Origin of the sequence: Pinibacter aurantiacus (genome assembly GCF_019130065.1) — a bacterium.
Lineage (GTDB): Bacteria > Bacteroidota > Bacteroidia > Chitinophagales > Chitinophagaceae > Pinibacter > Pinibacter aurantiacus.
On record NZ_JAHSPG010000017.1, the window covers coordinates 60,826 to 84,327 of the forward strand.

Here is a 23,502-nt window from a genome sequence, read left to right on the forward strand (position 1 = left end):
AAATTCAAAAATCAAAATTCAAAAAGTCCAGTTCAGTCAGGCTTTTTGAATTTCAACGCTTTTTGAATTTTGAATTTTTTATTTTTAACTTATCACGATGAATAAAGCCGAAACCATCGATGCCTACATTGCTGCTTTTCCAGCAGACATTCAGAAGCTTTTAGAAAAAGTGAGAAAGACCGTGCAGAAGGCTGCGCCAAAAGCAAAAGAGGTCATTAGTTACGGTATGCCTGCTTTCGAGCAAAATGGTAAGTTGGTGTACTTTGCCGGATATAAAAATCACATAGGCTTCTATCCCACTTCATCCGGCATTGCCAATTTTCAAAAGGAAATACAATCGTTCAAAAACTCAAAAGGTGCTATACAGTTTCCTATCGACAAGCCACTGCCTGTTGATTTAATTACGCAGATCGTACAATTCAGGGTCGCAGAAACTGATCAGAAAGCCGCATTAAAAAAGACCGTTAAAAAAGCAACTGTAAAAAAGACGGCAGAAAAAAACAAGCTTGCTGACAAAGACTTCCTTTCAACGCTGGTAGCTCCTGCAAGAAGAGCGTTGGAAAATAACGGCATCACCACTTTGCAAAAACTTTCGAAATACACAGAACGCGAAATTCTTACATTCCACGGAATGGGACCCAGTACGATGCCAAAGCTGCGAACCGCGCTGGCTGAGAAAGGACTGGCGTTTAAGAAATAGTTGAGAGTTGAGAATGGAGAATGGAGAGTTGAGAGTTATCGGTAGACCAGGAGGGTTATTTACCGCCATCTGCTATCCACTCATTTTCAATTTTCAACTTTCCATTCTCAACTCTCAACTCTCCATTCTCAACTCCCAAAATTCCCTACCTTCACCGCCCTATTGATTGCTTTAAAATTTTAGAATGCCAGAAAAAAAATGTTTTACCGATTCCGGTATTGAGATCAGACAAGTGTATTCGCCAAACGGAGAAATTGCACATGCCGGAAAAGAGCTGCCCGGTGAGTTTCCTTTTACCCGTGGGATACAAGCGGACATGTACCGAGGCAAGCTGTGGACCATGCGCCAGTACGCAGGTTTCAGCACCGCCGAAGAAAGTAACAAACGCTATCATTACCTGCTCAACCAGGGCGTAATGGGGCTGAGCGTAGCATTTGATTTACCTACACAGATTGGTTACGATAGCGACCACGCACTGGCCGAAGGTGAAGTGGGAAAAGTGGGCGTCGCCATCGATAGCATTGAAGACATGCAGGCACTTTTTAATGGCATCAAACTGGAAGATGTTTCCACGTCCATGACCATTAACGCATCGGGTTTTATCCTCCTCGCATTTTATGTGGCACTTGCAAAGCAACAAGGTGCCGACTTGAAAAAAATCTCCGGCACCATCCAGAACGATATTTTGAAAGAGTACGCCGCAAGGGGCACTTATATCTATCCGCCAAAACCTTCGATGCGCATCATCACCGATATTTTTGAATGGTGCAGTACCGACTTACCAAAATGGAACACTATCTCTATTTCAGGCTATCATATCCGCGAGGCAGGCAGTACAGCCGTTCAGGAAATCGCTTTCACTTTGAGCAACGGAAAGGCTTATGTTCAGGCGGCGCTTGAAAAAGGCCTTGATATAAATGTATTTGGCAAACGCCTCTCCTTCTTTTTCAATGCACACAATAATTTATTTGAAGAAGTCGCGAAGTTCCGTGCGGCCAGGCGCATGTGGGCGAAGATCATGCAGTCGCTCGGTGCAACAGATCCTAAGGCAATGATGCTGCGTTTTCACACACAAACCGGTGGAAGTACTTTAACTGCACAACAACCGCTTAATAATATCAGTCGCGTTACCATTCAAACATTGGCTGCGGTACTTGGTGGCACGCAGAGTTTGCACACAAACGGTTACGACGAAGCTTTGAATCTTCCAACAGAGGAAGCTGCAAGAATTGCATTGCGTACACAGCAAATTGCCGCATATGAAAGCGGTATCGCAGATACTGCCGATCCGTTAGCAGGAAGCTATTTCATAGAAACACTAACCGACGAAGTAGAAGAAAAAGCATGGCAACTAATCGCTAAGATTGATGCAATGGGCGGCAGTGTAAGCGCTATTGAAGCTGGTTTTATCCAGGATGAAATTGCCCGCAGTGCATACGAATACCAACGCAGTATTGAAACGGGACAAAAGATCATCGTAGGTGTAAATAAATTCGCGATCGACGAAAGCCAGCGTCCGCCTTCATTTAAAATTGATGATAGCATAAGGCAATTACAAATACAGAAGCTGAATAATTTGCGTCATAGCCGTAATCCGGCGAAATGCGATTCTATTTTACAGGAATTGAATGATAAAGCAAACAGCGGTGATAACATCATGCCTACTGTAATTGAAGCAGTTGAAAACAAATGCACGCTGGGTGAAATTGCAGATGAGCTGAGAAGTGTGTTTGGGGAACACAGGTAGGTCATAGTCTCCGGTTCACCACTAAGGCACTAAGGACACTAAGCTTCACTAAGATTTTTTACCACTGAGTTAAATATTTTTTTACACAGGAAAGGAAGTTTGAAAAAAACTTCCTTTCCTGTGTGTTTCAATAGTCTACTAATTTCGCTGTCAATATTATTCTGTGTTCTTCTAATTAATAAAAAAAGACGCTTTTAGCGTCTTCTTCTTAGTGAGGCTTAGTGCCCTTAGTGTCTTAGTGGTGATTGATGGTCTCGCCTAGCTAACCTTTTCTACCACCGGTTTTTTCCTCGACAAATAAACGATCAACGCGATGCCGGTGATCACCATTAAGAAGGAAATAATCTCTGCTTGTGTTGGGTGAAAGCCGTCGATATTATATTTTGTATTCACTCTTATTTTTTCGATCAAGAAGCGTTCGATCCCGTTAACTATCAGATAAATTGAAAATAAGATACCCGGTGTTTTAACTTTTTTGCGAATGCTCCAAAGAAATGCAAAAAGGATCAGGCACATCACTGTTTCATAAAAAGGAGTTGGGTAAACAGGCTCCGGAAGTTGAGCGCAATATTGTCCCACACAGCCCGGAATTTGAACACCTTCGCCTATTACGTTATGAGGAAACCTGAATGACCACATCCAGTTTGGCAACCAGGAAAATGGATTAGGCTTTGTATTTGCAATGCCCCAATCACCATCGCCGGCAACCATACAACCAATACGGCCAATCGCGTATGCCAGCATCAAAGCCGGTGCTGCCGCATCGTTCAAATGCCAGAAACCAATACTATGTTTTTTTGCGTACCACCAGATAGCGAGCGCCGCACAAATCAAGCCGCCATAAAAAGTAAGCCCGCTGAAAGAAAGCAGAGAGCCAACAGGATCACGCATTAACTCATCCCAATTCTCCAGGTTATGGAAAATTTTCGCACCTGCGAAACCAAAGATTGCTGCAAAGATCACAAGGTCTCCTACTCTGTCGTGTGGCCATATACGGATGATTCTTTCTTCAGGTTTTGCCAGCTTTTGTTTGTTTTTTTCATACCATTTTATAAACGCAAAAAGACCACCTAGTAAAATACCGGCGATCCAGTTGCCTTGTGAGGAAAAAATAAACTCTTGTGGATTTTCTGCATTAGAGAAAAACGCACCTATGATCTTGTATCCTAGTAAAAAACCGAGAACGAAATTCAATAAAAGTGAAGAGGTGCTTGCCGGTTGTCCGATTACTATCTTTTGCTCTTCAGAGTGCAAAAGTCCTTGCTGGCTTTTTCTTTTCAATTCAAGCGTTAATGTCCACGCAGCACCAATGAAAGCAAGTGCAACAAAGAAACCAAATGAATTAATAAATCTCAGGCCCGTCCAATTAACTCCAAACAAATCTTTGAATGCGTAGTATAAATTCGGATACATGTATTTTATCGATTAAAGAAGCAATGATACAGAAAAGTTGTAAGTTTTGGGTAATAAGTTATAAGTAAAGCCAATTCGCCAAGTAGCGAATTAATAATTAATAATTAAGAGGTGTTGCCGTCGGTGGAAAACACAAAAGCGATATGTTTAAGATGCCGAAAAGCGACATTCTGTAAAAGATGCGGCGCTATCAATTATTAATTATTAATTATTAATTGGGATTACACGGTGGTATTTATCTCGGAAACCGACCAATAAAAAACCCTTCTCCAAAAAAGGAGAAGGGATAATCACTATGAACAAAGCCAAAAAAAGTTCTAAGTTTTAAGTTCTGAGTTATAAGAAGACAAATTCGAAAATTCAACACTTATAACTTAAAACTTACAACTCATAACCCCATTAACAATATGTATCAAAAGCTGCGATCAGGTTATGAGCGATCATTTGTGCAGATCTTCCTTCGATCATGTGACGCTCGATAAAATGCACCAGTTCGCCATTTTTAAACAATGCGATAGATGGAGAAGATGGTGGGTAAGGCATTAAATGCTCTCTTACTTTTCTTACCGCATCAACATCAAATCCTGCAAAACTTGTAGTTAAGTAATCAGGCTTTTTTGCGCCATTTGCAACGGCCATCAATACACCAGGACGTGCTGTACCTGCTGAACAACCACAAACAGAATTTATAACTAACAATGTTGTACCATCTTTCGAAAGCTGTGCATCAACTTCGGATGGGGTTAAAAGCTCTGAAAATCCATTTTCAGTTAACTCTTCTTTCATTGGTATAACTATCTCTTCTGGATACATTATTTACTTTTTTAAGATTTTATGATACCGCAAAATTACGAAAAAGATAAAAGCAAAGCATTTTATGCAATTGTGGCAGCGAATTTTACAGTTAAATGACGTTTTGTCTTGTTTGGCTGTAAAAAAATGCCAAACTGAGCGGTTTTTGGCCTTGGTACGCCATTTGAAAAATAGGATTCATCAAAGCGAATTTTAAAAAACTAAAAAAATAATAGCTATGACATTCGTAAAAGTTAACAACCCACTGCAAAAATCAGTAAACAATGTATTTGATGAGTTATTGAACGAGTTGCCAAACTTCTGGAATAAGGAAGTGAAAAACAGCTTTAACCAACCTCCGGTAAATATTGTTGAAACAACAAATGGTTACAACATTGAAGTAAATGCCCCAGGTAGAAACAAAGAAGATTTTAAAATTAGCGTAGACAATGGTTTGTTGACCATCAGCTACGAGAAGAAAACAGAAACTAAAACAGAAGATGCAAAGTCAGTTCGTACCGAATTTTCACTCCAAAGCTTTAAGCGCAGCTTTACTTTGGATGACAAACTGAAAGCGGATGGTATTGAGGCGAAGTATGATAATGGCATTTTGAAGTTGTTTGTTCCTAAAAAGGAAGAAGTGAAAGAAACTGCCAGAGAAATTTCAGTTCAATAATTTTTGCGCATCTTTCTTCATAAATGGCGCTTCGTGGGTTTCCCACGGAGCGCTTTTATTTTTAATAACTGAATAATTGATTAACTGAATAACTGAATGTTTAATTCCAATGTTGCGCTACGAAAATCAACCACTCAGTTATTCAGTTAATCAGTTATTCAGTTAATCTCCACTCCTCTGTAATATTTTCCTATTTTGAGTTACTAACGCTTCAGGCACCCCTTGATGGAAGAGAAAGAATTTATAGAATTAATTACTAATCACCAGCGCATAATTTATAAAGTTTGCAATCTGTACGCGCAAAGCAGTACGGACAAGGAGGATCTTTTCCAGGAAATTACCCTTAACGCATGGAAAGGCATTCGGAATTTTAAGGGTGATTCGCTTTTCACTACGTGGCTCTATCGTGTGGCGCTCAATACTGCTCTGACTTTTAAAAGAAAAGAAAACAGGCAAAGAAAGGTTGATAATGCAGTGGACTCCCTGGCATTTCCGCATGAGCAGCAACCTGAGGCGGATGAGCAATTGGCAGCCATGTACAAGGCTATCAATGAGCTTTCAGATATCGACAAGGCGCTGATAACCCTTTACCTCGATGATTATAATTATAGTGAAATGGGAAATGTGCTTGGCATCACGGCCAATAATGTAGCGGTTAAAATGAACAGGCTAAAAAAGAAACTAAAGGAAGAGAGTGAAAAATATTTGAACAATCAATAAAAATATTGCGATGGAACTCGATGCATTTAAGGATCAACTAAAACTGCAACTGGAAAACAACCGTTTTTATCAGAAGCCGGATCTTTTGCAAAGTGCTCTGTTGATGAAGGTCAACAGCGTTGTGAAAAAAATAAAACAGAGCGTTGTAACAGAAACTGCACTGGCGATCGTGGCGTCTGTTGCTTTCGTATATTTTGCCCTTGCCTACCCTTCGTTTAGTTTCAGGATATATTTTGGCGTTTTTTCCTGCGTAAGTATTGCGTTTGTTTTTGCCTTGCTGGCGCTTCGTGTAAAATTGCACAGATTGGACGATGATCTTTCCGTAAAACAAAATCTTATAGACACCCATTCGGTGACTAAAGCTTATGTAAGACATTATTTTCGGTTTTGCATGATATTGTTGCCCGTTTGTCTTTGTATGGCAGTATTTGTTTTTCTTTTTGAATTCATTTCCGTTACGCCGAATCAGTCAATTTTCACCCCCTATATGTTCTCCCATTTGTGGCTGCCACTTATCATTTGTTATTGCCTGTTCAGCCTTGGCATGTATTTTTTTACAAAACTTTATTTGCAAAAATTATACGGCGAACACCTGCATTTGTTGGAAAATTTGATTCAAGAACTTGAAAATGAATAATAAATAATTGACGTTTGTAGAGTTTTTAGCCGATAAAAGCGCTAATATTGCGCATTCTTGTATCGATTACACATTGTTGTTTTTAAGAAAAACAGGCTAAAAAACATTATTTCATGGGAAGATTTCGTGTTCAATTTTTAGTATTGTTATTATGTATCCTAGGTCAGACCGCTTTTTCTCAATCCGATTCCACTCCACGTGTTAAGCCGGACACTGTAAAACCAGTGGGTATAGACACCCTGGTTGAAAAAGTCGACACTACGCTACGTATACTAAATCTCAATCCGTACATCACGCTTCATGTTGACTCTACACTCAATTACAAGCTGGATATCAACAGGGAAAGCAGGGATTATTTCTGGTTCCTGAAAAATGCTCCCCTTGGTTTGAAAATCAACAAGGACAACGGCATCTTAACGTTCAAAGCAGAAAAAAGTTTTTTCCTTTCGGGAAAACTAAAATATGACTACGATTATAGAGTGAGCCTTGGTGTACAGAATACGCTGAACCCAAAAGAAAGGGTTGACACTTCTTTTACACTTGTCTTTTATAGTACAGACATTATTCCTTCGCTGGTTAAACCAACTGTTGGCTCTGTGCTGACCGTAGACGAAGGTGATACTGTGTCGTTCCAAATACAGTGCGACAATGGAAGTTTTCCTATTGAAAGAGTAAGCTTTTTCTCCAGCCTTCCATTAAAACCTCTTACAACTATTCATGGTTGTGACGATACTTTTACGTGGGTGCCGTCATACGATTTCGTAAAAGACGGAGACTCTGCAAAAGTGAAAGTGGTAATGTTGAATTTTGTTGGTGCAACGAAGTTCATGGTAAGAGATACGGCTACCATTAAAGTGGTGGTGAGAAATGCGCTTAACTATCCCTACGCCGTACAGGAACATGCAGCAATTGCGAAGTCCATCAGCACTTATGTTTTGCAGCTTAAATTCGTTTTCCTTCAGTTGGACAAGACGGTGAAGAAAAACAAAGGTGCCAGAACAACTTTTGATGTTACATCTGCCACCACCGCGATGACGGGCACTGTTTTGGCGACTTCATCAACGACGGGAAGCAGTGCTGCGAACATGGGAAAAATTCTTCCAACAGTGGGTGTTACGCTCGTTCCGGTGAAAGAGGCAGTGTCGCCGACAAAAACATATGATCAGAACCAGGCAAGCCTTGTGCGCGGAGCGATCAAAAGACTTGAATACATGCTGCGTGATAATGCATTGATTGGTGAGCGTGATCCGGACATTACAAAGAAAACAAATAAGTTGCGCGATGAACTGCAAGCCGCGCAAGTCCAACTGGTAGATATTCCTATTGAAATTGTAAACGGCATTAGTGAAGAAGAACTGAACGAATATTTCAATAGCCCTGCGGTTAACAAAAAATATCGCCTGAGCAAAAAGAAAAGCAAAAAATAAATTGTGAAGAGCCTCGAAAGAGGCTCTTTTTTATTTGGGATTCGAGGCGAGAAATCAATTTTTTTCGGGAAGGACCAGCTCGCAAGTGTTAATGCCCTACGGGCAATTCGCCCATTTCCTGTTTGATTTCTATTGATATTTTTTCCCTACGGGAAAGGTTTATGCCCGCAGGGCATCAATATCAATAGGGAATGTTAGAGAAAGGCCAGTATTGTCCGTAGGACATTAACGAGGCATATGGGCGTCTGTTTTGCTAAATTATTTGCCTCAAAGAATCGTAATTTTAAGTATGCAAACGCCTTCCTTATACAAGCAGCCCTTATATGCCCTGATCTTATGTGGCGGTGAAAGCAGCCGGATGATGACGGATAAATCCTTGCTGGAATATCACAACATGCCACAGTGGCTTTATCTGTACAACGCGCTCATGCCGTTGGTAGATAAAATAATGATCTCTTGCCGGGAAGATCAGAAAGCGTTGTTCGAAAGTTATGATTTGATTTTTGATGGCGATGAAGGCAAAGGTCCCGCTGCGGGATTGCTGGCGGCCAACAAAGCCTTTCCGGATGTTGCGTGGTTGCTGATTGCATGTGATCTTCCACTACTTACCAATCGTTCGTTGAAGTCACTCGTGGCACATAGAAATCATGAAAAAATTGCAACGACATTTATTGGTCCCGAGAATCATTTACCGGAACCGGTCATTACCATTTGGGAAACAGCGGGAATAGAACTGCTGCGCAAACGCGTGGCACAGGGCTTTAACAGCTTGCAACACGTTCTGGAAGACAATGATATTGAGTTGCTACAAAATGAATTTCCCAACGAACAAATTAATGCAAACACACCGGAAGAGAGAGAGAAGATTCAGGCGATGATAAAGAAAAATTAGACTCCGTTCTGCCCATGAGATTGCTTCGGCGATCCCCGAAAGTGTAACAGCATCTTTCTATTCTATATTGTGATTTTGCAGGCCTCTCAATGACGTGTATCCGCGAAACGCTGCATTAACTATGCTGCTCGATAAGACCTAAACAAGACCGCATCGTCATTGCGAGCCCTGCGGAGAATGATTGTAAATCATTTTCGGCGAGATAAGCATAAAACGATCGGGCGAAGCAATCTCATTCACGGAGTTGCGTTTTAACAAACGATATTATCCAAACAACAATAAATTCGCGCAAAACAAAACCATTTGAATCAACCACTCAAACCTTCATGGATCGCGATTTTTACAAAGGATTTTATCTTAGCGATCTCGTTGTTCGTCATTTCTTTTATCCTGTTTTCTATAATCGCAGATCAAATAGTTGTTAATAAAAAAGACTTGTTCGATTCCGCAGTGTTCGAGCAGGTCAATCGCCTTCACTCTCCCACTAATAATGCTATTGCGCTTTTCATTACCTCGTTGGGTACGGGCATCTTTTTAATACCAGTTTATCTGCTGATGCTGTTTTATTTGTTTCGCACAAAAAGAAGAAATACTGCAGCGCTGGTGGCTTCTATTGCTGCTGTGAGCTTGGTGTTGAGTACGTTGCTTAAGAATGTTTTTCAGCGTGCACGGCCGCCATTTAAACACCTCGATTATGTGGCGGGGTTTAGTTTTCCGAGCGGACATTCAATGGTGGGTTTTACTTTTTGCGGCATTGTTATTTATCTGCTGTGGACGTTGCCGTTCAGCAAAATCATTCGCGTTTTATTTTCTGTTCTTGTCGCTGTAATGGCTGTGCTTATTGGGCTTAGCAGAATTTATCTCAACGTGCATTTTGCCAGTGATGTAGTGGGTTCGTTGCTGGTAAATGTGATGTGGTTGTCGCTTTGCTTTGTCTGCATTCGGATTTATGATCATAGAAAGTTGAGGGCCGCAGCCTTGTAAGTTGTTTTAAGTTTAAGCTTCGGGATTTACCACTAAGACACTAAGGACACTAAGCCTCACTAATGGTGTTTAAAATTTAGACCTCTCTTAGTGAAATTCAGTGTCCTTAGTGTCTTAGTGGTAGAAAAAATGTTTAACCCTCGCGCACCCATTTACTCCGCAGCGTTCATTGTTTTAAAAGCCTCTGCCGGAGAAGATAAAAACAACCTGTACAAATCTGCTGTCTGCCCTACGTGAATTTCGTAATCATCATTTTCAAGTGCCTCAAACAGTTCATAAGAAACCTGTGATGGTGGAATGCCGTTTTCGCCACCGATTTCCTGTGAAAATTCTGTGTTCACCAAAGGAGGCATCAGCTCAAACACTTTGATACCAGTAGATTTCAAACTGAATCTCAACGACTGCGTATAAGAATGCAAAGCTGCTTTGCTGGCTGCATAAGTCGACAAGCGATGACTCGGTGAAAATGCAACGATAGAAGAAACATTTACAATGGCTGCGTCTTTTTGTTTGCTTAAGAGCGGCAGCAATTTTTCATTGAGGCGAATGATGGCGAGATAATTCGTCAGTATTTCATTCGATGCCTTCTCATAAGCGCCGGCATTCGCATCGAGCTTGTAATAAGAAGCATAACCTGCGTTGTTGATCACCACATTTAAGTTTGGAAAATCTTTTTCAATTTTTGTCACCAACAGCTCAACATCTTTTTCGTTGCTCACGTCACTTACAATGCCTGTCGCGTGCTGTAGTTTGGCCACCGCTTTATCCAGTCTTTCTTTGTTTCGTCCGGTAATGACCACATGATTTCCTTTTTGCACAAATGATTTGGCGATCTCGAAACCAATTCCGGCGCTGCCACCTGTAACGAGCACCGTATTTCCTGCTGTTTTCATTTTATTATTGTTTTATGTTTATAAAAAATACCAATCGGTATATTTTTGCTCAAAAAAATATCAGGTCAAATCATTAATCGCTTTTTCGACAGACTGCATAATGAGTTTTCTGTAATTAAGTTTGCCTGTGAGTTTAGCGACCATTATACCTCCTTCGATTAAGGCGATCAGCGAGATGGCCGTTTGTTCGAGTGGAACATCGGGCCTGAATTCTTTATTGTCGATTCCTTTTTTGATCAGTTCCATGATCTTATTTTTCCAGGAAGAGATCGCTTCACTGGCTCTTTCACGAAGTTGTGGATGAGTATCATCCGCTTCAATCGCGGTATTCAGGATGGGGCAGCCTCCGTCGGGGAATGGCGCTTTAAAGAAGTTTTCGTAGAAGCTGGCGTGCACAAGCAGCTTCTCTTTATAAGATGAATGCTTGTCCATTTCCGCTTTCAGGTATGAAGATATTTTTTTGTAGTTGCAATCAAACGCAGCCAGTGCCACTTCATCCTTGTTTTCAAAGTTGCCGTAAATGCTTCCTTTTGTCAATCCCGTAGCCTCGGTGAGATCAGATATAGAAGTACCGGCGTAACCTTTTACGTTGAAAATAGGCGCCGTTTTTTCTATAATAAATTCTCTTGTTCTATCCGCTTTGCTCATGTCTTGATGATTGCAGGTGTAAAATTATACCAATTGGTATTATTTTCCAAATAAATAATTGAATAACTGAATGACTGAATAACTGAGTGGTTGAAAGTCGAAGTGCAAAATTGCAACTCAACTACTCAGTTATTCAGTCATTCAGTTACTCAGTTATTCAATTACTGCTTCGCATAAAACACAATCGAAGCCTGTGCTAAAACATTCATGTTCAGGTTGAAACCAACAAAAGGCGGAGTGGCGTTTTTATCCAGTTGCAATTTTGTTTTCAATGCATATACAGTAATAAGATACTGGTGTGCAGCACCCGGAGGTGGACAAGGACCAATATAGCCTGGCATTCCCGCGTCTGTATTGCTTTGAATGGCTTCTGCAGGAGCTAGATTTTTCGATACGTCGCCGGCGCCGGATTTAAGCTCTGTTACATTCGCAGGGATATTAAAAACCACCCAGTGCCAGAAACCGCTGCCTGTTGGTGCATCTTTATCGTACATGGTTACTGCAAAACTCTGCGTGCCTGCCGGTGCATTTTCCCATGAAAGTTGTGGCGAAATATTTTGCCCGTGGCAGCCAAATGTATTCGCAAATTGTTTTTGCGTAGCTTGTCCACCTACATCGTTGCTTTTTAAAGTGAAGGTTTGTGCAATGCACATTTTGCACACCAGAAACAAGAGTGCAGCAATGGTGATTGTTCTTTTCATATCAGATTACTTTTCTCAAAAGTAAAAAGTAAAAAGGCAAAAGTAAAAAAACGCTTAATGTTTAACGCCTAACGCGTAACGCTGAACGCAGGAAGGGCATGAAGCGTTACGCGTTCAGCGTTTAGCTTTTTGCTGCGACTATGCATCTTTCAAAATGCCTCATTTAACGAAATGTAAAGTCCTTTGCTGATGTCTTCGCCGGGTCGCTTATTTCCCACGGCCATGTCTAACCGCAAAGTGAGCCTTGCAAGTGGGTCAAACATATAGCGGATACCGCCTCCAAAACTTGGAAAAAAATCGTTGAACGTAAAACCCTTGTTGGGATATACTGTTCCTGTTCCCGCAAACAATGCAAATATTATTCGTGTGTCTGAAATAAAACCCTTGTCTTTTTTCTTTGCCCACGGACGGTAGCGATATTCAGCCTGTCCTATCACCAGATTCTGGTCATTGTACCTCCACGCATAATACCCGCGCAGGTAGCTGGAGCCGCCAAGTTTTGACATGGCATAAAATGGAATGGTCCTGCCCTGTGTGGTGTGGTACGCTGCCTGAAAACCTAAGGTTTGTGTTGCGTTGATGCGAATGAATTGCCTCGCATCAAGTGTGATGGTGGTATAGTTCCAATCGCTGTAGGCAAAATTTGTCCATCCGATCAGACGAACATATGTTCCCTTCGTCGTAAAGTTTTCGTAATCGCGTGAGTCGTAGATTCCTTCATAACCGATAACAGCCAGCTTTCCACCGTCCTTGCCAACGTAGGCTGTTGTATCAAAAATGCCGCCTTTTTCCTGGTCTGTAAACTCATCGGACTGCAAACCCAACCCGCCGCCAGCATAAAAATGTTTTCCCAGTTTGCGTTCCACTCCTGCCAGGAAACTGAATCTTTTTGCCGTAATCAGGTCCTTGTCCGCCTCATGTGTATGCGCACCGATGCCATAGAAGTACGCCGGAAAGTCGTTGTAGATGCCGCTGACAAACATGTGCCACATGTTGTTTTTCGTCCACAGGCTTCCCTGCAGGATCAGCTGTATCTGGCTTTCTACTGTAAACATGTTGTAGGAATACAGGGAAGACGGCCTGGTAATGTTCGAAGTTTTGTCCAGGTAAAAACTATAGACTGCGCCAATTCCATATTGGAACTTTGTTTCCGGGGCATAGCCTATAACGGGAAACGGGAGGAACAAGGGTTTCTTTTGTGCAATGCGTGCTGAATCTTTTAGGTAAAGATCGCGCTGTATTTTTTTCAGGAACTGCGCCTGCAATGGGATCGATACTGCTATAAATGCTGCAGCAAAAATGAGTTGTCGGAACTGATTTGGTGTTGCCATGTAAAATGTCTCATATACAGACAATTACAACGACATTTTGTTTGATTAAAGCGAAGAACCCTTTTCTGCACCTTCCTTCACCTTGAACGTATAATTTCTTTGCGTGAGGTAACTAAAACAAACAACAATAAAGGTGGTAATGATCTTTGCAATGGTTGGGTAAATGTGAAAATTTTCCACCAAAACTTTCAGACTCACGTAGTTAATGAAAATACAAACCACCACGAGCAGGAAATAACGGAACAATTGCACTCTCCCATGAAGATTGGAGTCATGGAAAACAACATTGCGCATGAGGAAAAATCCAGTGGGGAAGCTCACTGCGAAAGACATGATGAATGCCATGATGTATGGGCTGATTACGAGCGGGCCCCAAACAAAGTTCTGTTTATGCAGAATGAAATTGTAGCTGATGAAATAAACAAAAATGTCGAGCAGCGTATTGCTGCCACCGCAGGCGAGGTAACGAAAAGTTTGTATTGGAATAAACTTGCGAAACGGAGGATAGAAAAAATCTATTAATGCGGTAATGTTATTCTTCAAACAATTTGTTTTTTCGGAGCGAATATAAGGCGTTTGAAAGGTAAATTGTTATTAATAACGAAGAATTAATGGTAGTGCGGGTTTTGAACAAAAAAAAAGTAAAAAGTAAAAAGTCAAAAAACGGCTCCGGAAATGTGAAACCCTTTTTACTTTTTACTTTTGAATTTTTACTTTATTTACCCCACGTTGTACCTGGCTCCTTGCCCATCTGGAGTTCCAGCACGCCGCCGGCGATAATATCGCTGTGCATCAAATAGCATTTGTTATATGGCTTGCCGTTCAGTTTGGCGCTTTGTATGTAAATATTTTCGGCAGAATTGTTCTGGGCCACAATCGTAAACTGCTTTCCGGTGTGGTATTGCTTGTCCAGCCGAATGGTTACTTTTTTAAAAACCGGGCTCGTGATCTCATAACGGTTATCGCCCGGACATACCGGATGCAGGCCACTTGCAGCCAAAACGTACCATGCCGACATTTGCCCCACGTCTTCATTGCCCACCAGTCCTTCCACAGAATTATGATAGGCCGCGGAACAAATGGTTCTTGTCCATTTTTGAGTAAGTGATGGATAGCCGATTTTGTTGAAAATAAACGGCACGTGATGTACGGGCTCGTTTGCATGATTGTAGTAATCGTTCCACATCATGTTTTTGGGCACATGTTCAAAGAAGCTTACAAGATCCTCTTTCACTTTTTCCCGCCCACCCATCAATGCGGTCATGCCGTCAATATCCTGCGGTACGAACCAACCCTGCTGATACGGATTGCTTTCAACACAGCCATAGCCTTGCGTCAAACGCCCTTCCTGCGGCCATTTCTGCCAGTTGCCATTTTCATCTTTGGGCCGGAACCAACCTTTTTCCTTGTCGAAAATATTTTTGTAGTCAAATGATTTCGCCAGGTATTTCGCAGCATCATCCTGTTTGTTCAATTCCTTTGCAAGCTGCGATAAACACCAGTCAAAATAAGCATATTCAAGTGTTTCTGATATTCCCCCGGGCGTGTAACCTTTTTCTCCGTTGTCAAATTTTGCAGCGGTGTTCAGTGCGTATTGATAAGATTTTCCTACGTCATAATTGCGAATGCCTTTTGCATATGCATCTGCCAAAACCGATACAGCGGGATTGCCGATCATGCAGCCTGAATAAGCATTCAGGAACTCCCATCTTTCATAGTATTGTTTGCCCGATTGATCTGCCAGTGTGATCAATGAATTCAGCAGGTCATTTACCATTGCAGGATTGATGATCGTTTGCAACGGCATCTGACTTCTGAAAACATCCCAGCCGCTGAAAATGGTACGTTTGGTAAAACCTTTGGTATCGTACACTTTGCCATCACCACCAACGTATTTACCATCCACATCTGCATAGGCTCTGGGATCGATCATGGTGTGATACATCGCTGTATAGAAAATGCTTTTTTCTTCTGCGGTGCCGCCCTCTACCTTTATTTTTCCCAACGCTGTGTTCCAGTGTTCATGCGTCTTTTTTCGAAGTGCATCAAAGTTCCAATCTTTGATCTCAGCTTCCAGGTTCTTTTTTGCGCCTTCTATGCTGCAAAAAGAAATGCCTGCTTTCATCTGCACCTGCTCATTTTTTGCCGTGGCAAATTCTGTGTAAAATCCAAGGTGTTTTCCTTCTTTTTCGCCAACGCCTTTTAAAACAGCAGCGTTTGCTACTCTTTCGTGGTATCGATCACTTTCAACATCGTCCCGTTTTCTTTTCCAGTCATCAGGAATGTCTGCGCTCCAAACACCGTACTCTTTTAAAGGCTTGTCAAATTGTGCATAGAAGTACACTGTGTAGTTTGGTTTGCCGTCACCATTGCCCCAGCCGCCGCCATCTGGTGTGCATTGCATCCAGCCTTCAATAGTGTGATCGTTTACTACTTTTATATATTGTTTGACAGAGGTTCCTCCTACTCTTCTGGCGAGGTCTATTTGAATGCGTGATTGATTGTTTGCGGGAAATGTAAAACGCAACATGCCACTATGCGGAGCAGCGGTCATTTCTGCTTTGATATTGTTATCTGTTAATTGAACGGAATAATAACCTGCCGATGCTTTTTCTGATTTCTTGTCATAGAAAGAGCGATAACCATTTTCTGGTTTCTTTATTGTTCCTGCAAATGTTTTCAAAGGGCCTGTTGTTGGCATGACAAGTAAATTGCCAAGGTCGCCGTACCAGCCGACACCACTCATTTGCGTGAACGCAAAACCCTCAATGCTGGTGTGTTCGTAACTATATCCTGAACCATTGTCGCCGCCGGTTATGGTATTGGGACTTACCTGCACCATACCAAATGGGGTGGCGGCACCGGGAAATGTTTTACCAAGGCCGTGATAAGAACCTGCAGCATCCGTGCTGGTACTCGCGCCGATAAATGGATTTACATAACTGGCCGCATCCTGTGCGTTTGCATTGATTGAGTATGACAGGAGCAGAACTATGGCAGAATATACTTTTTTCATCGGCGCCAAAATAACACTTTCAATGTAAATACACATTTGCTATTGAATGTAGTTTATTAACAAGATGGGTGATAGGAATTGAAAATTGTAGAGACAAGGCATGCCTTGTCTCTACGAAAAATTGAAAATGGTGGGGCAAATTGCATTCACCCTTAAAATTTTTGAAAGAAATTAACGCCCTTTTAAGAAGCTAATATTGAGACGCAAACAAAGGAAATCCTGTTAAAGTTTTCTTTATTGGGCAGATAGTCAGCCATGCATGTCTAAGCGCTATTTTATCATGAAAATATTGCAGAGTGGCTTTTTTTTCGTAATTTGAAGAGAGGCCTTAATGCTTAATGCTTAATGCTTAAGGCTTAAGGCTTAACGCTCAGTTTCCTGTATCCTCAGACTTCCTGCGTTATGCATTTAGCATTCAGCATTCATGGCACGTAATTGGTAATAATTTCTGACACCCGTAAAAACAATTTTATAATGGCTTAACTGTCTGAAAAATTATTATTATGAAAAAAAGAGATTCTTTCATGCTTGGAGTTGCATCGTTCGCTTTGATTGCTTTTGTGGTATATGCGTCTAAACAAATGAATACAACGCGTAAACTCAGAAAGGCGTCTGACGAAGGTTATGAAACAGCACATGATATTTTGTACCCGAGTAAAACAATCGCGGCCAAGAAGCTTCGATTCGGCCCCATTTTACCTGAATAAAAATTTTACCTATAGCTTGAAAGCGCTTGTAGCATGTTCTGTTGCAGGCGCTTTTTTTAGTTGAGAATGGAGAGTTGAGAGTTGAGAGTTAGGTTAAAAGACATCGAGTTCGTATTATTACATTGCCCTGCCTTTCCACTTTCAACTCTCAACTCTCAACTCTCAACTCTCCACTATTCTCCGTATATTAACTCTACTTACCGAAAATCTATCATCATGAGCGAGCCTTTGCAGCCAAATTCGAAGCGAATAACGGAGACAGTATTGATACTGCTTTTACTGCTTGGATTGCTCTATGCTTTGTTTACTGTGCTGAAGGCTTTCTTTGGCGTGTTTACTTTTGCCATCATTTTTGCGGTGTCGTTCGCAAAGCCATTTGACAGGCTGGTAAAATTGTTTGGGCAAAGAAGAAAATTGGCAGCTGTTGTGTATTCCATTTTGCTAATTGCGGTCATTGCGGTGCCGGTGATCTACATGATATCTGCATTGAGTTTGCACGTAAAAGAAGCGATCCATTGGATAGGCAATGCAAGGGAAAATGGATTGCCTCCTCTTCCCGGTTGGATCACAAACATTCCATTTATTGGTGACGACATCGATGCGTTCTGGCAGCAATTGCAGGAACGGCCCAAAGAGACTGTAGGTGCTTACGAGCCGCAATTAAGAATGCTATTGCATCGTGTGGTGACAAGCGGTGCGGGAATGCTGGGAGTTGCATTAGAGTTTATTGCGGGCATTATAGTGTCGGCAGTTTTTCTTGTAAGCGGTCGCAAAATAATGGTGCCGGTACGCACAACACTTACCCACATGTTTGGCAAAGAGAATGGTTATGCGTTGGTCGATGCAACTGCGCAGGCTGTAAAAGGTGTAGCCATTGGAGTAATGGGCACTGCCTTTATAGCAGCTGTTGCTTCGTGGATTGGTTTCGCGATTGAAGGCATTCCTTTTGCACTTGGTCTTGCTGCTATTGTTTATTTTTTGGTGCTCATACAAGTCGGTCCGCTGATCGTATTCATACCTGTAGTTGTTTGGCTCGCTATGCAGGGACATAGCGGCGGCGCCATTTTTATTGCGATTTGGGGCGTGGCTGTTTTAATTGTTGATGCGGTGTTGAAGCCCGTTCTCATTGCCAGAAGCGGTAAACTTCCTTTTCTTGTTTTGTTCCTCGGCGTTATTGGTGGCCTTGTAGCATGGGGCTTTACCGGCATGTTTAAAGGGGCGATTATACTCGCCGTGTTCTATACCATTTTCAACTCGTGGTTGGAAAAAGCGAAAGGTGAAAAAATTAATAATTAATTGTGGACATTTCGTACATCACATTTCGGATATTCCCGTTTGTTATCCGTTTGTTATCGAACTGAGCTTTAAAAAAATCGAAAGCAACCTTTTCTTGTAAGGGCCGTATATACTTATATAGTCCTTACTAAAGAAATGAAATGGTGAACGACGTACAACAAGAAATACTGGCGACCCTTGCGTATTTTGACAACTTCAGGTACCCCCTTACACAAAAAGAAATTTTTTTGTTCCTGCCTGTGCAATGTACAAAAGATGTGCTGCAACACGAACTCAGTGAGCTTTTGCTGTCGGGCCATGTTTACAGGGTGCAGCAATACTACAGCCTCGTTAAGGATGAACAATATGCCCGTCGTCGCAATGAAGGATATTCAAAAGCAATAAAGCTTATTGACACGGGAAAACGAGTGGCTGCTTTGCTAAGTCACTTTCCGTTTGTGAAAGGGGTCGCTATTTCCGGTTCTTTGTCGAAGTATTTTGCAGAAGATGATGCAGACATTGATTTGTTCATTATTACATCACATAACCGGGTTTGGTTGGCACGCACTTTTACTCATTTGTTAAAGAAGCTGAGTTATCTTTTCAATAAGCAGCACTACCTGTGCATGAACTACTATATTGATGAAGGGAAGCTGGATATTGTAGAGAAGAATATTTTTACCGCCACTGAAATTGTTACGCTCATGCCATTGCAGGGCACCAAAGCTTTTGATGATTTTTTCAAAACAAATAACTGGACAGCGAAATTTCTACCCAATCATTTCATGCGTATTTACAGGGAAAAGGACATAGGTTCCAACCCCCTCAAATTATTGTTGGAGACTTGTTTCAAAGGTAAATGGGGAAATACTTTGGACAATTACCTGATGAATATAACAGCAAAAAGATGGCAGCAAAAAACAAGGTCCGGTCAATTGAATGATCACGGATATGTAATGAGTATGACTGCACACAAACACTATTCAAAGCCCGATCCTGCAGGGTTTCCAATTAAGTTGCTTGCAAAACATCAAGAGAAGTTATTGCAACTTCAGCAATTGCACGCGATGAAAAGCGCTGGAGAAGCGAGGTAGTTTGGAGTCACAAATATTTACCACTAAGGCACTGAGGGCACTAAGTTTCACTAAGAGATGTTTAAATTTTTACGAACCCTTAGTGTAACTTAGTGTTCTTAGTGCCTTAGTGGTAAAGAAAGAGCTGAAAAAAAATCAGTGTAAATCAGCCCAACCAGCGTCATCTGTGTGCTCACATCTCCGCAGCACAATAATATAATAATCTCCAATCGATCTCCAGGGCCATGTTGATTTCAAACGTTGTTCCGCGGTTTTCAAAAAGTTAAACATACGCGGATATCTTTCCGCAAAATGCTCAATATAAGAAGGTGGAACCAGGGTGCACAGGCCTTCAACAGTTTCAACGGTAAAATCATCTTTCAATATACTTCTCACGTAAGATGGGTTGTAATACCAGCAGGTAAAATGTTCTCCTTCTATGTGTGCAGATCGTCCTTTGCTGCTAAAGAAACGGCGCATGGCAGTCTTGAATTTTCCTTTGAAAATCAGCAAGGTTTCGAGCAGACAAAACTTTGGCAATATGACCAGGCACGCAATGCCACCCGGTTTCAAAATCGTATTGAAAGAAGACAATACTTTGTCTAGTTCATTGGTGCAATTCAAGCCTCCGAAATTGCTAAAGATGGCGTCGTACTGTTTGCCCGGTTTAAGCGATAGCAAATTGGTGTAAGAACATTGCTCAAAACTAATCTTATCACCAAGTGCTTGCCGGAGAACCTTAGCTTCGGTTTTTTCGAGCATGCCTTGTGAGATATCCGTGGCGTGAACAGCGTATCCGTTTTGCGCAAAAAAGATAGCATCCTCGCCTGTGCCGCAATTCAGCTCAAGGATATGCGAACCTTTCGGTACATAGCTCATCACCGTTTCCCGCACCCGTTCACGTTTGTATTGTACGATCGTGTTGCCGCTGTATATCGCATCGAAAACGGAGGACTGTTTACCGAAAGCCACAGCTGCAAGTTGTTCGTTATGTTGAATCATTTTATGCGGAATTTCATTCATGCTTTCTTGTGTTGCAGTGAAAATAATCTTACTCTGTCAAACCACGTTGCCGGAAAATAGTAGAAAGCGGACAGCATTTTCTTTATATCACTCTTGCCGGACTGTTTCAACCACTCGCGCCATTTTATAGTAGCGATGTGTTTTTTATAGTTGTTGTGCACATAACGGTGCAGTTGTTTGTAAAATGATGGTGCATATGTATTTCTAAACATCAGTGCAAGCTCTCCGGAGTCCGTCCAGTTGTGCTTTTCCTGCATCGCAGCTTTTACTTTTTCATAGAAGCCGGTTCCCGGCAAAGGGTACGAAACGGAGATGCCGATCTCATGAGGCATTAGCTCATTGATCATTTTTATGGTAAGCTTTATGTCTTCTTTTGTTTCACCCAAATAGCCAAACTGAATGAACAATGAAGGTTTTATTTCGTAGATCTTTAGCAAGCTTGTTGCTTCACGTATTTGTTCAACGGTGATGCCTTTATCCATTGCATCCAGTATTTTTTGCGAGCCGCTTTCCGCTCCCATCCATGCATTTTCGCAACCTGCTTTTTGCAGTGAAGCTACATACGCCGGTTGCAAAAGAAGATCGGCCCGTGATTGTATTTTGAATGTAAAGGACAAATTTTCTTTTTGTACAAGTTTTGCAAACTCCTCTACCCATCCGGGTTTTAAACCAAAAATATCGTCGCAGAACCAAACATGCTCGAAGCCGTAATTTTCCATTAAATACTTCAGCTCCTCTACTACTTTTTGTGGCGAACGCGAATTGTAGCGGTTGCCATAAATTGGTTTCGCGCACCAGTTGCATTTGAACGGGCACCCTCTTGTGGTTGCTATGTTGATGGAAAAATAGCCAGCATGTCTCATCCAAATTTCCTTGTAACGGTCGATGTCAACCAGGTCCCACGCGGGTTGCGGCAGACTATCCAAGTCTTTCAAAACATTTCGTTTTGCGGTTGTTGTAGTGGTTCCGTTTTCATGAAAGACAATGCCTGGAATATTGTGCAGATCATTCGTCCCGGATGCCAATGCATTGGTAAGTTCCAGCAAAGTCATCTCTCCTTCTCCTATCAAAACGAAATCTGCTCCGGCCTGCAGGTATTGATCATAATGATCTGTTGCATCGGAGCTGGACACTATCACGGGAATGCTGCATCGTTTTGCGAGATTGATCATACGGAACGCTGCCTCACGCATGTTGGTCAGGCACATCTTAGTGAGGTAGTTAAATCCATCATCGTAAATAACCAGCAGGTCTGGCATGTCTGTATTTAACGCTTCTATCAGTTGATCTGCGTTTTGTGCAAACATGGTGTCGAATAGTGAAACCTCATAACCGTTTGCACGCATCCATGCTGCAGCATACAAGGTTGCCAGCGGCGCATATGGTTTGCCAATGGCTTCCTGCTTTTTATCAAAGTGCAAAAAATATGAGTGCGTGAATAGTATTTTTTTCATTGTTTTTTCCCGTTATGAGTTGTGAGTTATGAGTTTTGAGTGATACGACTCCGAACGTAATGGATGGTTCATAACATACTCAATGCAACACACAAACAATTCTTAATTCAATGTCGTTTAGTTAAGCACCTTTTTCAAATACGTGGTGTTCATAACCAGTAAAAAAAGACTGCTTGTCATCCCGACGAAGGAGGGATCTGAGTATTACTTAGGCAGCACGTTTATGTCAGACCCAGATCCCTCCTTCGTCGGGATGACAAGCGAGACGCTTTTAATTTTTCAAACAGCTTAACTAAACGAACTCCTTATTTCTAACTCCTAATTCCTAATTTCTAATTCCTAATTGCCGCCCGGTTTCACCGTCGGAGGCAAATACAATGAGCAGATACATTTTCTGCATATTTCATTCTCTGCCATGTTTATCGACTTTCTGAAATTCAGGGCTTGTTCATTGTTTACAAGGTTGTCGAGTGAATCATCTTTTATATTGCCAAAAGCATCGTGAAAGAAACACGGTTTTACAGAGCCGTCGGCTTCAACAACTGCAGAGACCCATGGAGCATTGCATCGCTTGTAAGGGAACGCTGCAAGGCCCGCAAAGGCAGCATAGTATTGATAAATGCTCCATATCCTGGCCGATGATTCCAAAACGAAGCGCTTTGCAAAATCATTTGCATGTGTTTTAAGCATGCCATCAATAACTGATTTTAATTCCGGTAAAAATGCCTGATCGATCAGCAATTTGTCTTTGTTTTCTTCTTTCCATTGTTCGGTATGATCGAAGGCATTGCTTGTTACATCCGCAGGCAAAAAGCTTATGCTGTCAAGATGCAACTGTTTGGCAGCATCGATGATCTGTGGCCAAATGCGAAAGTTCAACTGATGGATGACCGTACGTCCTGTGATTTTGAAATTGGGTTGCAGTTCCTTTATTGCTTCTATGCTTTCTTTTGTTTTAGCAAATGCGTTTTCAATGTTCCTGACCTTGTTATGTATTTCTTCATTTCCATCAACGGAAATAATAATGCTGTCAACATACTTCACCAGGTTTTCAGCATGACGTTTTACGGCATGTCCACTTGTAAGCAAAGTGATTTTGATGTTTTGCTTTTTCAGGATCGCGCATAACGAAAAAAATGCCGGGTGAAGGATCGCTTCGCCGCCGGACATTACGACCTCGACAGTTTTGAATTTTTGCAGCGAATGGATCAGGCCCTCAACATCCTTTTCCGTTAACTGTTTCAGATGATTGTTGTGCTTCCAAATGTCACACATCACACAGCGGCAGTTGCAGGCGCTGTGCGGCATCAGGATAACAATGGGCAAAGTGGTGATCACATTTGTCCGCAAAGTTTTGTACCGCTGGTATGTTTGATATAGGGATTGCTGCATG

At 41.7% G+C, this 23,502-nt stretch carries 22 protein-coding genes; 11 read left to right on the forward strand and 11 right to left on the reverse strand.

The genetic code is table 11. The annotated features are described in order from the left end of the window. The first annotated feature begins 97 nt into the window (after positions 1–97). Together KTO63_RS26335 and KTO63_RS23425 are read left to right on the forward strand one after the other, a co-directional pair. The gene (locus KTO63_RS26335) at positions 98–700 is read left to right on the forward strand and encodes a DUF1801 domain-containing protein (RefSeq protein WP_232373310.1); all 603 of its coding nucleotides are present in this window, start codon (positions 98–100) and stop codon (positions 698–700) included. Between the two features lie 184 nt (positions 701–884). Continuing rightward, on the forward strand, positions 885–2,447 hold the full coding sequence (locus KTO63_RS23425; RefSeq protein ID WP_217794404.1) for an acyl-CoA mutase large subunit family protein: 1,563 nt from the start codon (positions 885–887) through the stop codon (positions 2,445–2,447). A 258-nt stretch (positions 2,448–2,705) separates the two neighbouring features. On the opposite strand, the gene KTO63_RS23430 is transcribed toward KTO63_RS23425, so the two are convergent. Continuing rightward, entirely contained in the window at positions 2,706–3,860 is a 1,155-nt protein-coding gene (locus KTO63_RS23430) for a prolipoprotein diacylglyceryl transferase (protein WP_217794405.1), read from the reverse strand. A 399-nt stretch (positions 3,861–4,259) separates the two neighbouring features. Beyond that, entirely contained in the window at positions 4,260–4,673 is a 414-nt protein-coding gene (locus KTO63_RS23435) for a BrxA/BrxB family bacilliredoxin (RefSeq protein WP_217794406.1), read from the reverse strand. Between the two features lie 217 nt (positions 4,674–4,890). On the opposite strand from KTO63_RS23435, the gene KTO63_RS23440 reads away from it, so the two are divergent. The 6 genes from KTO63_RS23440 (at position 4,891) to KTO63_RS23465 (ending at position 9,988) form a co-directional block, all read left to right on the forward strand. Further along, entirely contained in the window at positions 4,891–5,328 is a 438-nt protein-coding gene (locus tag KTO63_RS23440; protein WP_217794407.1) for an Hsp20/alpha crystallin family protein, read from the forward strand. Positions 5,329–5,553: 225 nt separating this feature from the next. Further along, positions 5,554–6,048, forward strand: a complete 495-nt coding sequence (locus KTO63_RS23445; protein WP_217794408.1) for an RNA polymerase sigma factor — start codon at positions 5,554–5,556, stop codon at positions 6,046–6,048. Positions 6,049–6,058: 10 nt separating this feature from the next. After that, a complete protein-coding gene (locus tag KTO63_RS23450) occupies positions 6,059–6,685 on the forward strand; it encodes a hypothetical protein (RefSeq protein WP_217794409.1) in 627 nt (208 codons plus the stop codon). A 113-nt stretch (positions 6,686–6,798) separates the two neighbouring features. After that, on the forward strand, positions 6,799–8,112 hold the full coding sequence (locus KTO63_RS23455) for a hypothetical protein (protein ID WP_217794410.1): 1,314 nt from the start codon (positions 6,799–6,801) through the stop codon (positions 8,110–8,112). Between the two features lie 289 nt (positions 8,113–8,401). Beyond that, positions 8,402–9,004 (forward strand): NTP transferase domain-containing protein, encoded by a 603-nt coding sequence (locus tag KTO63_RS23460; RefSeq protein ID WP_217794411.1) that lies wholly within the window; start codon positions 8,402–8,404, stop codon positions 9,002–9,004. 303 nt (positions 9,005–9,307) lie between these two features. Beyond that, a complete protein-coding gene (locus KTO63_RS23465) occupies positions 9,308–9,988 on the forward strand; it encodes a phosphatase PAP2 family protein (protein WP_217794412.1) in 681 nt (226 codons plus the stop codon). Between the two features lie 152 nt (positions 9,989–10,140). On the opposite strand, the gene KTO63_RS23470 is transcribed toward KTO63_RS23465, so the two are convergent. The 6 genes from KTO63_RS23470 to KTO63_RS23495 form a co-directional block, all read right to left on the reverse strand. Further along, positions 10,141–10,881 carry an SDR family oxidoreductase gene (locus KTO63_RS23470; RefSeq protein ID WP_217794413.1) on the reverse strand — a complete coding sequence of 247 codons (741 nt, stop codon included), beginning with the start codon at positions 10,879–10,881 and terminating at the stop codon, positions 10,141–10,143. A 60-nt stretch (positions 10,882–10,941) separates the two neighbouring features. Beyond that, positions 10,942–11,529, reverse strand: a complete 588-nt coding sequence (locus KTO63_RS23475; protein ID WP_217794414.1) for a TetR/AcrR family transcriptional regulator — start codon at positions 11,527–11,529, stop codon at positions 10,942–10,944. A 161-nt stretch (positions 11,530–11,690) separates the two neighbouring features. After that, positions 11,691–12,230 carry a YbhB/YbcL family Raf kinase inhibitor-like protein gene (locus tag KTO63_RS23480; protein ID WP_232373311.1) on the reverse strand — a complete coding sequence of 180 codons (540 nt, stop codon included), beginning with the start codon at positions 12,228–12,230 and terminating at the stop codon, positions 11,691–11,693. Between the two features lie 149 nt (positions 12,231–12,379). Then, positions 12,380–13,561 (reverse strand): BamA/TamA family outer membrane protein, encoded by a 1,182-nt coding sequence (locus tag KTO63_RS23485; RefSeq protein WP_217794415.1) that lies wholly within the window; start codon positions 13,559–13,561, stop codon positions 12,380–12,382. Between the two features lie 45 nt (positions 13,562–13,606). Continuing rightward, positions 13,607–14,104, reverse strand: a complete 498-nt coding sequence (locus KTO63_RS23490) for a GtrA family protein (protein WP_232373312.1) — start codon at positions 14,102–14,104, stop codon at positions 13,607–13,609. A gap of 172 nt (positions 14,105–14,276) precedes the next feature. Further along, positions 14,277–16,577 carry a GH92 family glycosyl hydrolase gene (locus KTO63_RS23495; RefSeq protein WP_232373313.1) on the reverse strand — a complete coding sequence of 767 codons (2,301 nt, stop codon included), beginning with the start codon at positions 16,575–16,577 and terminating at the stop codon, positions 14,277–14,279. A gap of 503 nt (positions 16,578–17,080) precedes the next feature. On the opposite strand from KTO63_RS23495, the gene KTO63_RS23500 reads away from it, so the two are divergent. The 3 genes from KTO63_RS23500 to KTO63_RS23510 all read left to right on the forward strand — a co-directional run bounded on the left by KTO63_RS23500 (position 17,081) and on the right by KTO63_RS23510 (position 19,653). Next, positions 17,081–17,284 carry a hypothetical protein gene (locus KTO63_RS23500; RefSeq protein ID WP_217794417.1) on the forward strand — a complete coding sequence of 68 codons (204 nt, stop codon included), beginning with the start codon at positions 17,081–17,083 and terminating at the stop codon, positions 17,282–17,284. 216 nt (positions 17,285–17,500) lie between these two features. Next, positions 17,501–18,580 carry an AI-2E family transporter gene (locus KTO63_RS23505; RefSeq protein ID WP_217794418.1) on the forward strand — a complete coding sequence of 360 codons (1,080 nt, stop codon included), beginning with the start codon at positions 17,501–17,503 and terminating at the stop codon, positions 18,578–18,580. 140 nt (positions 18,581–18,720) lie between these two features. Beyond that, a complete protein-coding gene (locus KTO63_RS23510; protein ID WP_217794419.1) occupies positions 18,721–19,653 on the forward strand; it encodes a hypothetical protein in 933 nt (310 codons plus the stop codon). A 135-nt stretch (positions 19,654–19,788) separates the two neighbouring features. Here KTO63_RS23510 and KTO63_RS23515 read toward each other — a convergent pair whose 3' ends face one another. The 3 genes from KTO63_RS23515 to KTO63_RS23525 form a co-directional block, all read right to left on the reverse strand. Continuing rightward, on the reverse strand, positions 19,789–20,634 hold the full coding sequence (locus tag KTO63_RS23515) for a class I SAM-dependent methyltransferase (RefSeq protein WP_217794420.1): 846 nt from the start codon (positions 20,632–20,634) through the stop codon (positions 19,789–19,791). Positions 20,635–20,651: 17 nt separating this feature from the next. Further along, positions 20,652–22,109 (reverse strand): B12-binding domain-containing radical SAM protein, encoded by a 1,458-nt coding sequence (locus KTO63_RS23520; protein WP_217794421.1) that lies wholly within the window; start codon positions 22,107–22,109, stop codon positions 20,652–20,654. Positions 22,110–22,448: 339 nt separating this feature from the next. After that, on the reverse strand, positions 22,449–23,501 hold the full coding sequence (locus KTO63_RS23525; RefSeq protein ID WP_217794422.1) for a radical SAM/SPASM domain-containing protein: 1,053 nt from the start codon (positions 23,499–23,501) through the stop codon (positions 22,449–22,451). Position 23,502 lies beyond the last annotated feature (1 nt).

What these genes read in the sequence shown, in the direction of transcription:
- KTO63_RS23525 (WP_217794422.1), bottom strand. Translation starts at nt 23,501, where the DNA reads ATGCAGCAATCCCTATATCAAACATACCAGCGGTACAAAACTTTGCGG.
- KTO63_RS23460 (WP_217794411.1), top strand. Translation starts at nt 8,402, where the DNA reads ATGCAAACGCCTTCCTTATACAAGCAGCCCTTATATGCCCTGATCTTA.
- KTO63_RS23435 (WP_217794406.1), bottom strand. Translation starts at nt 4,673, where the DNA reads ATGTATCCAGAAGAGATAGTTATACCAATGAAAGAAGAGTTAACTGAA.
- KTO63_RS23470 (WP_217794413.1), bottom strand. Translation starts at nt 10,881, where the DNA reads ATGAAAACAGCAGGAAATACGGTGCTCGTTACAGGTGGCAGCGCCGGA.
- KTO63_RS23495 (WP_232373313.1), bottom strand. Translation starts at nt 16,577, where the DNA reads ATGAAAAAAGTATATTCTGCCATAGTTCTGCTCCTGTCATACTCAATC.
- KTO63_RS23480 (WP_232373311.1), bottom strand. Translation starts at nt 12,230, where the DNA reads ATGAAAAGAACAATCACCATTGCTGCACTCTTGTTTCTGGTGTGCAAA.
- KTO63_RS23505 (WP_217794418.1), top strand. Translation starts at nt 17,501, where the DNA reads ATGAGCGAGCCTTTGCAGCCAAATTCGAAGCGAATAACGGAGACAGTA.
- KTO63_RS23455 (WP_217794410.1), top strand. Translation starts at nt 6,799, where the DNA reads ATGGGAAGATTTCGTGTTCAATTTTTAGTATTGTTATTATGTATCCTA.
- KTO63_RS23450 (WP_217794409.1), top strand. Translation starts at nt 6,059, where the DNA reads ATGGAACTCGATGCATTTAAGGATCAACTAAAACTGCAACTGGAAAAC.
- KTO63_RS23515 (WP_217794420.1), bottom strand. Translation starts at nt 20,634, where the DNA reads ATGATTCAACATAACGAACAACTTGCAGCTGTGGCTTTCGGTAAACAG.
- KTO63_RS23440 (WP_217794407.1), top strand. Translation starts at nt 4,891, where the DNA reads ATGACATTCGTAAAAGTTAACAACCCACTGCAAAAATCAGTAAACAAT.
- KTO63_RS23510 (WP_217794419.1), top strand. Translation starts at nt 18,721, where the DNA reads ATGGTGAACGACGTACAACAAGAAATACTGGCGACCCTTGCGTATTTT.
- KTO63_RS23430 (WP_217794405.1), bottom strand. Translation starts at nt 3,860, where the DNA reads ATGTATCCGAATTTATACTACGCATTCAAAGATTTGTTTGGAGTTAAT.
- KTO63_RS26335 (WP_232373310.1), top strand. Translation starts at nt 98, where the DNA reads ATGAATAAAGCCGAAACCATCGATGCCTACATTGCTGCTTTTCCAGCA.
- KTO63_RS23500 (WP_217794417.1), top strand. Translation starts at nt 17,081, where the DNA reads ATGAAAAAAAGAGATTCTTTCATGCTTGGAGTTGCATCGTTCGCTTTG.
- KTO63_RS23475 (WP_217794414.1), bottom strand. Translation starts at nt 11,529, where the DNA reads ATGAGCAAAGCGGATAGAACAAGAGAATTTATTATAGAAAAAACGGCG.
- KTO63_RS23520 (WP_217794421.1), bottom strand. Translation starts at nt 22,109, where the DNA reads ATGAAAAAAATACTATTCACGCACTCATATTTTTTGCACTTTGATAAA.
- KTO63_RS23485 (WP_217794415.1), bottom strand. Translation starts at nt 13,561, where the DNA reads ATGGCAACACCAAATCAGTTCCGACAACTCATTTTTGCTGCAGCATTT.
- KTO63_RS23425 (WP_217794404.1), top strand. Translation starts at nt 885, where the DNA reads ATGCCAGAAAAAAAATGTTTTACCGATTCCGGTATTGAGATCAGACAA.
- KTO63_RS23445 (WP_217794408.1), top strand. Translation starts at nt 5,554, where the DNA reads ATGGAAGAGAAAGAATTTATAGAATTAATTACTAATCACCAGCGCATA.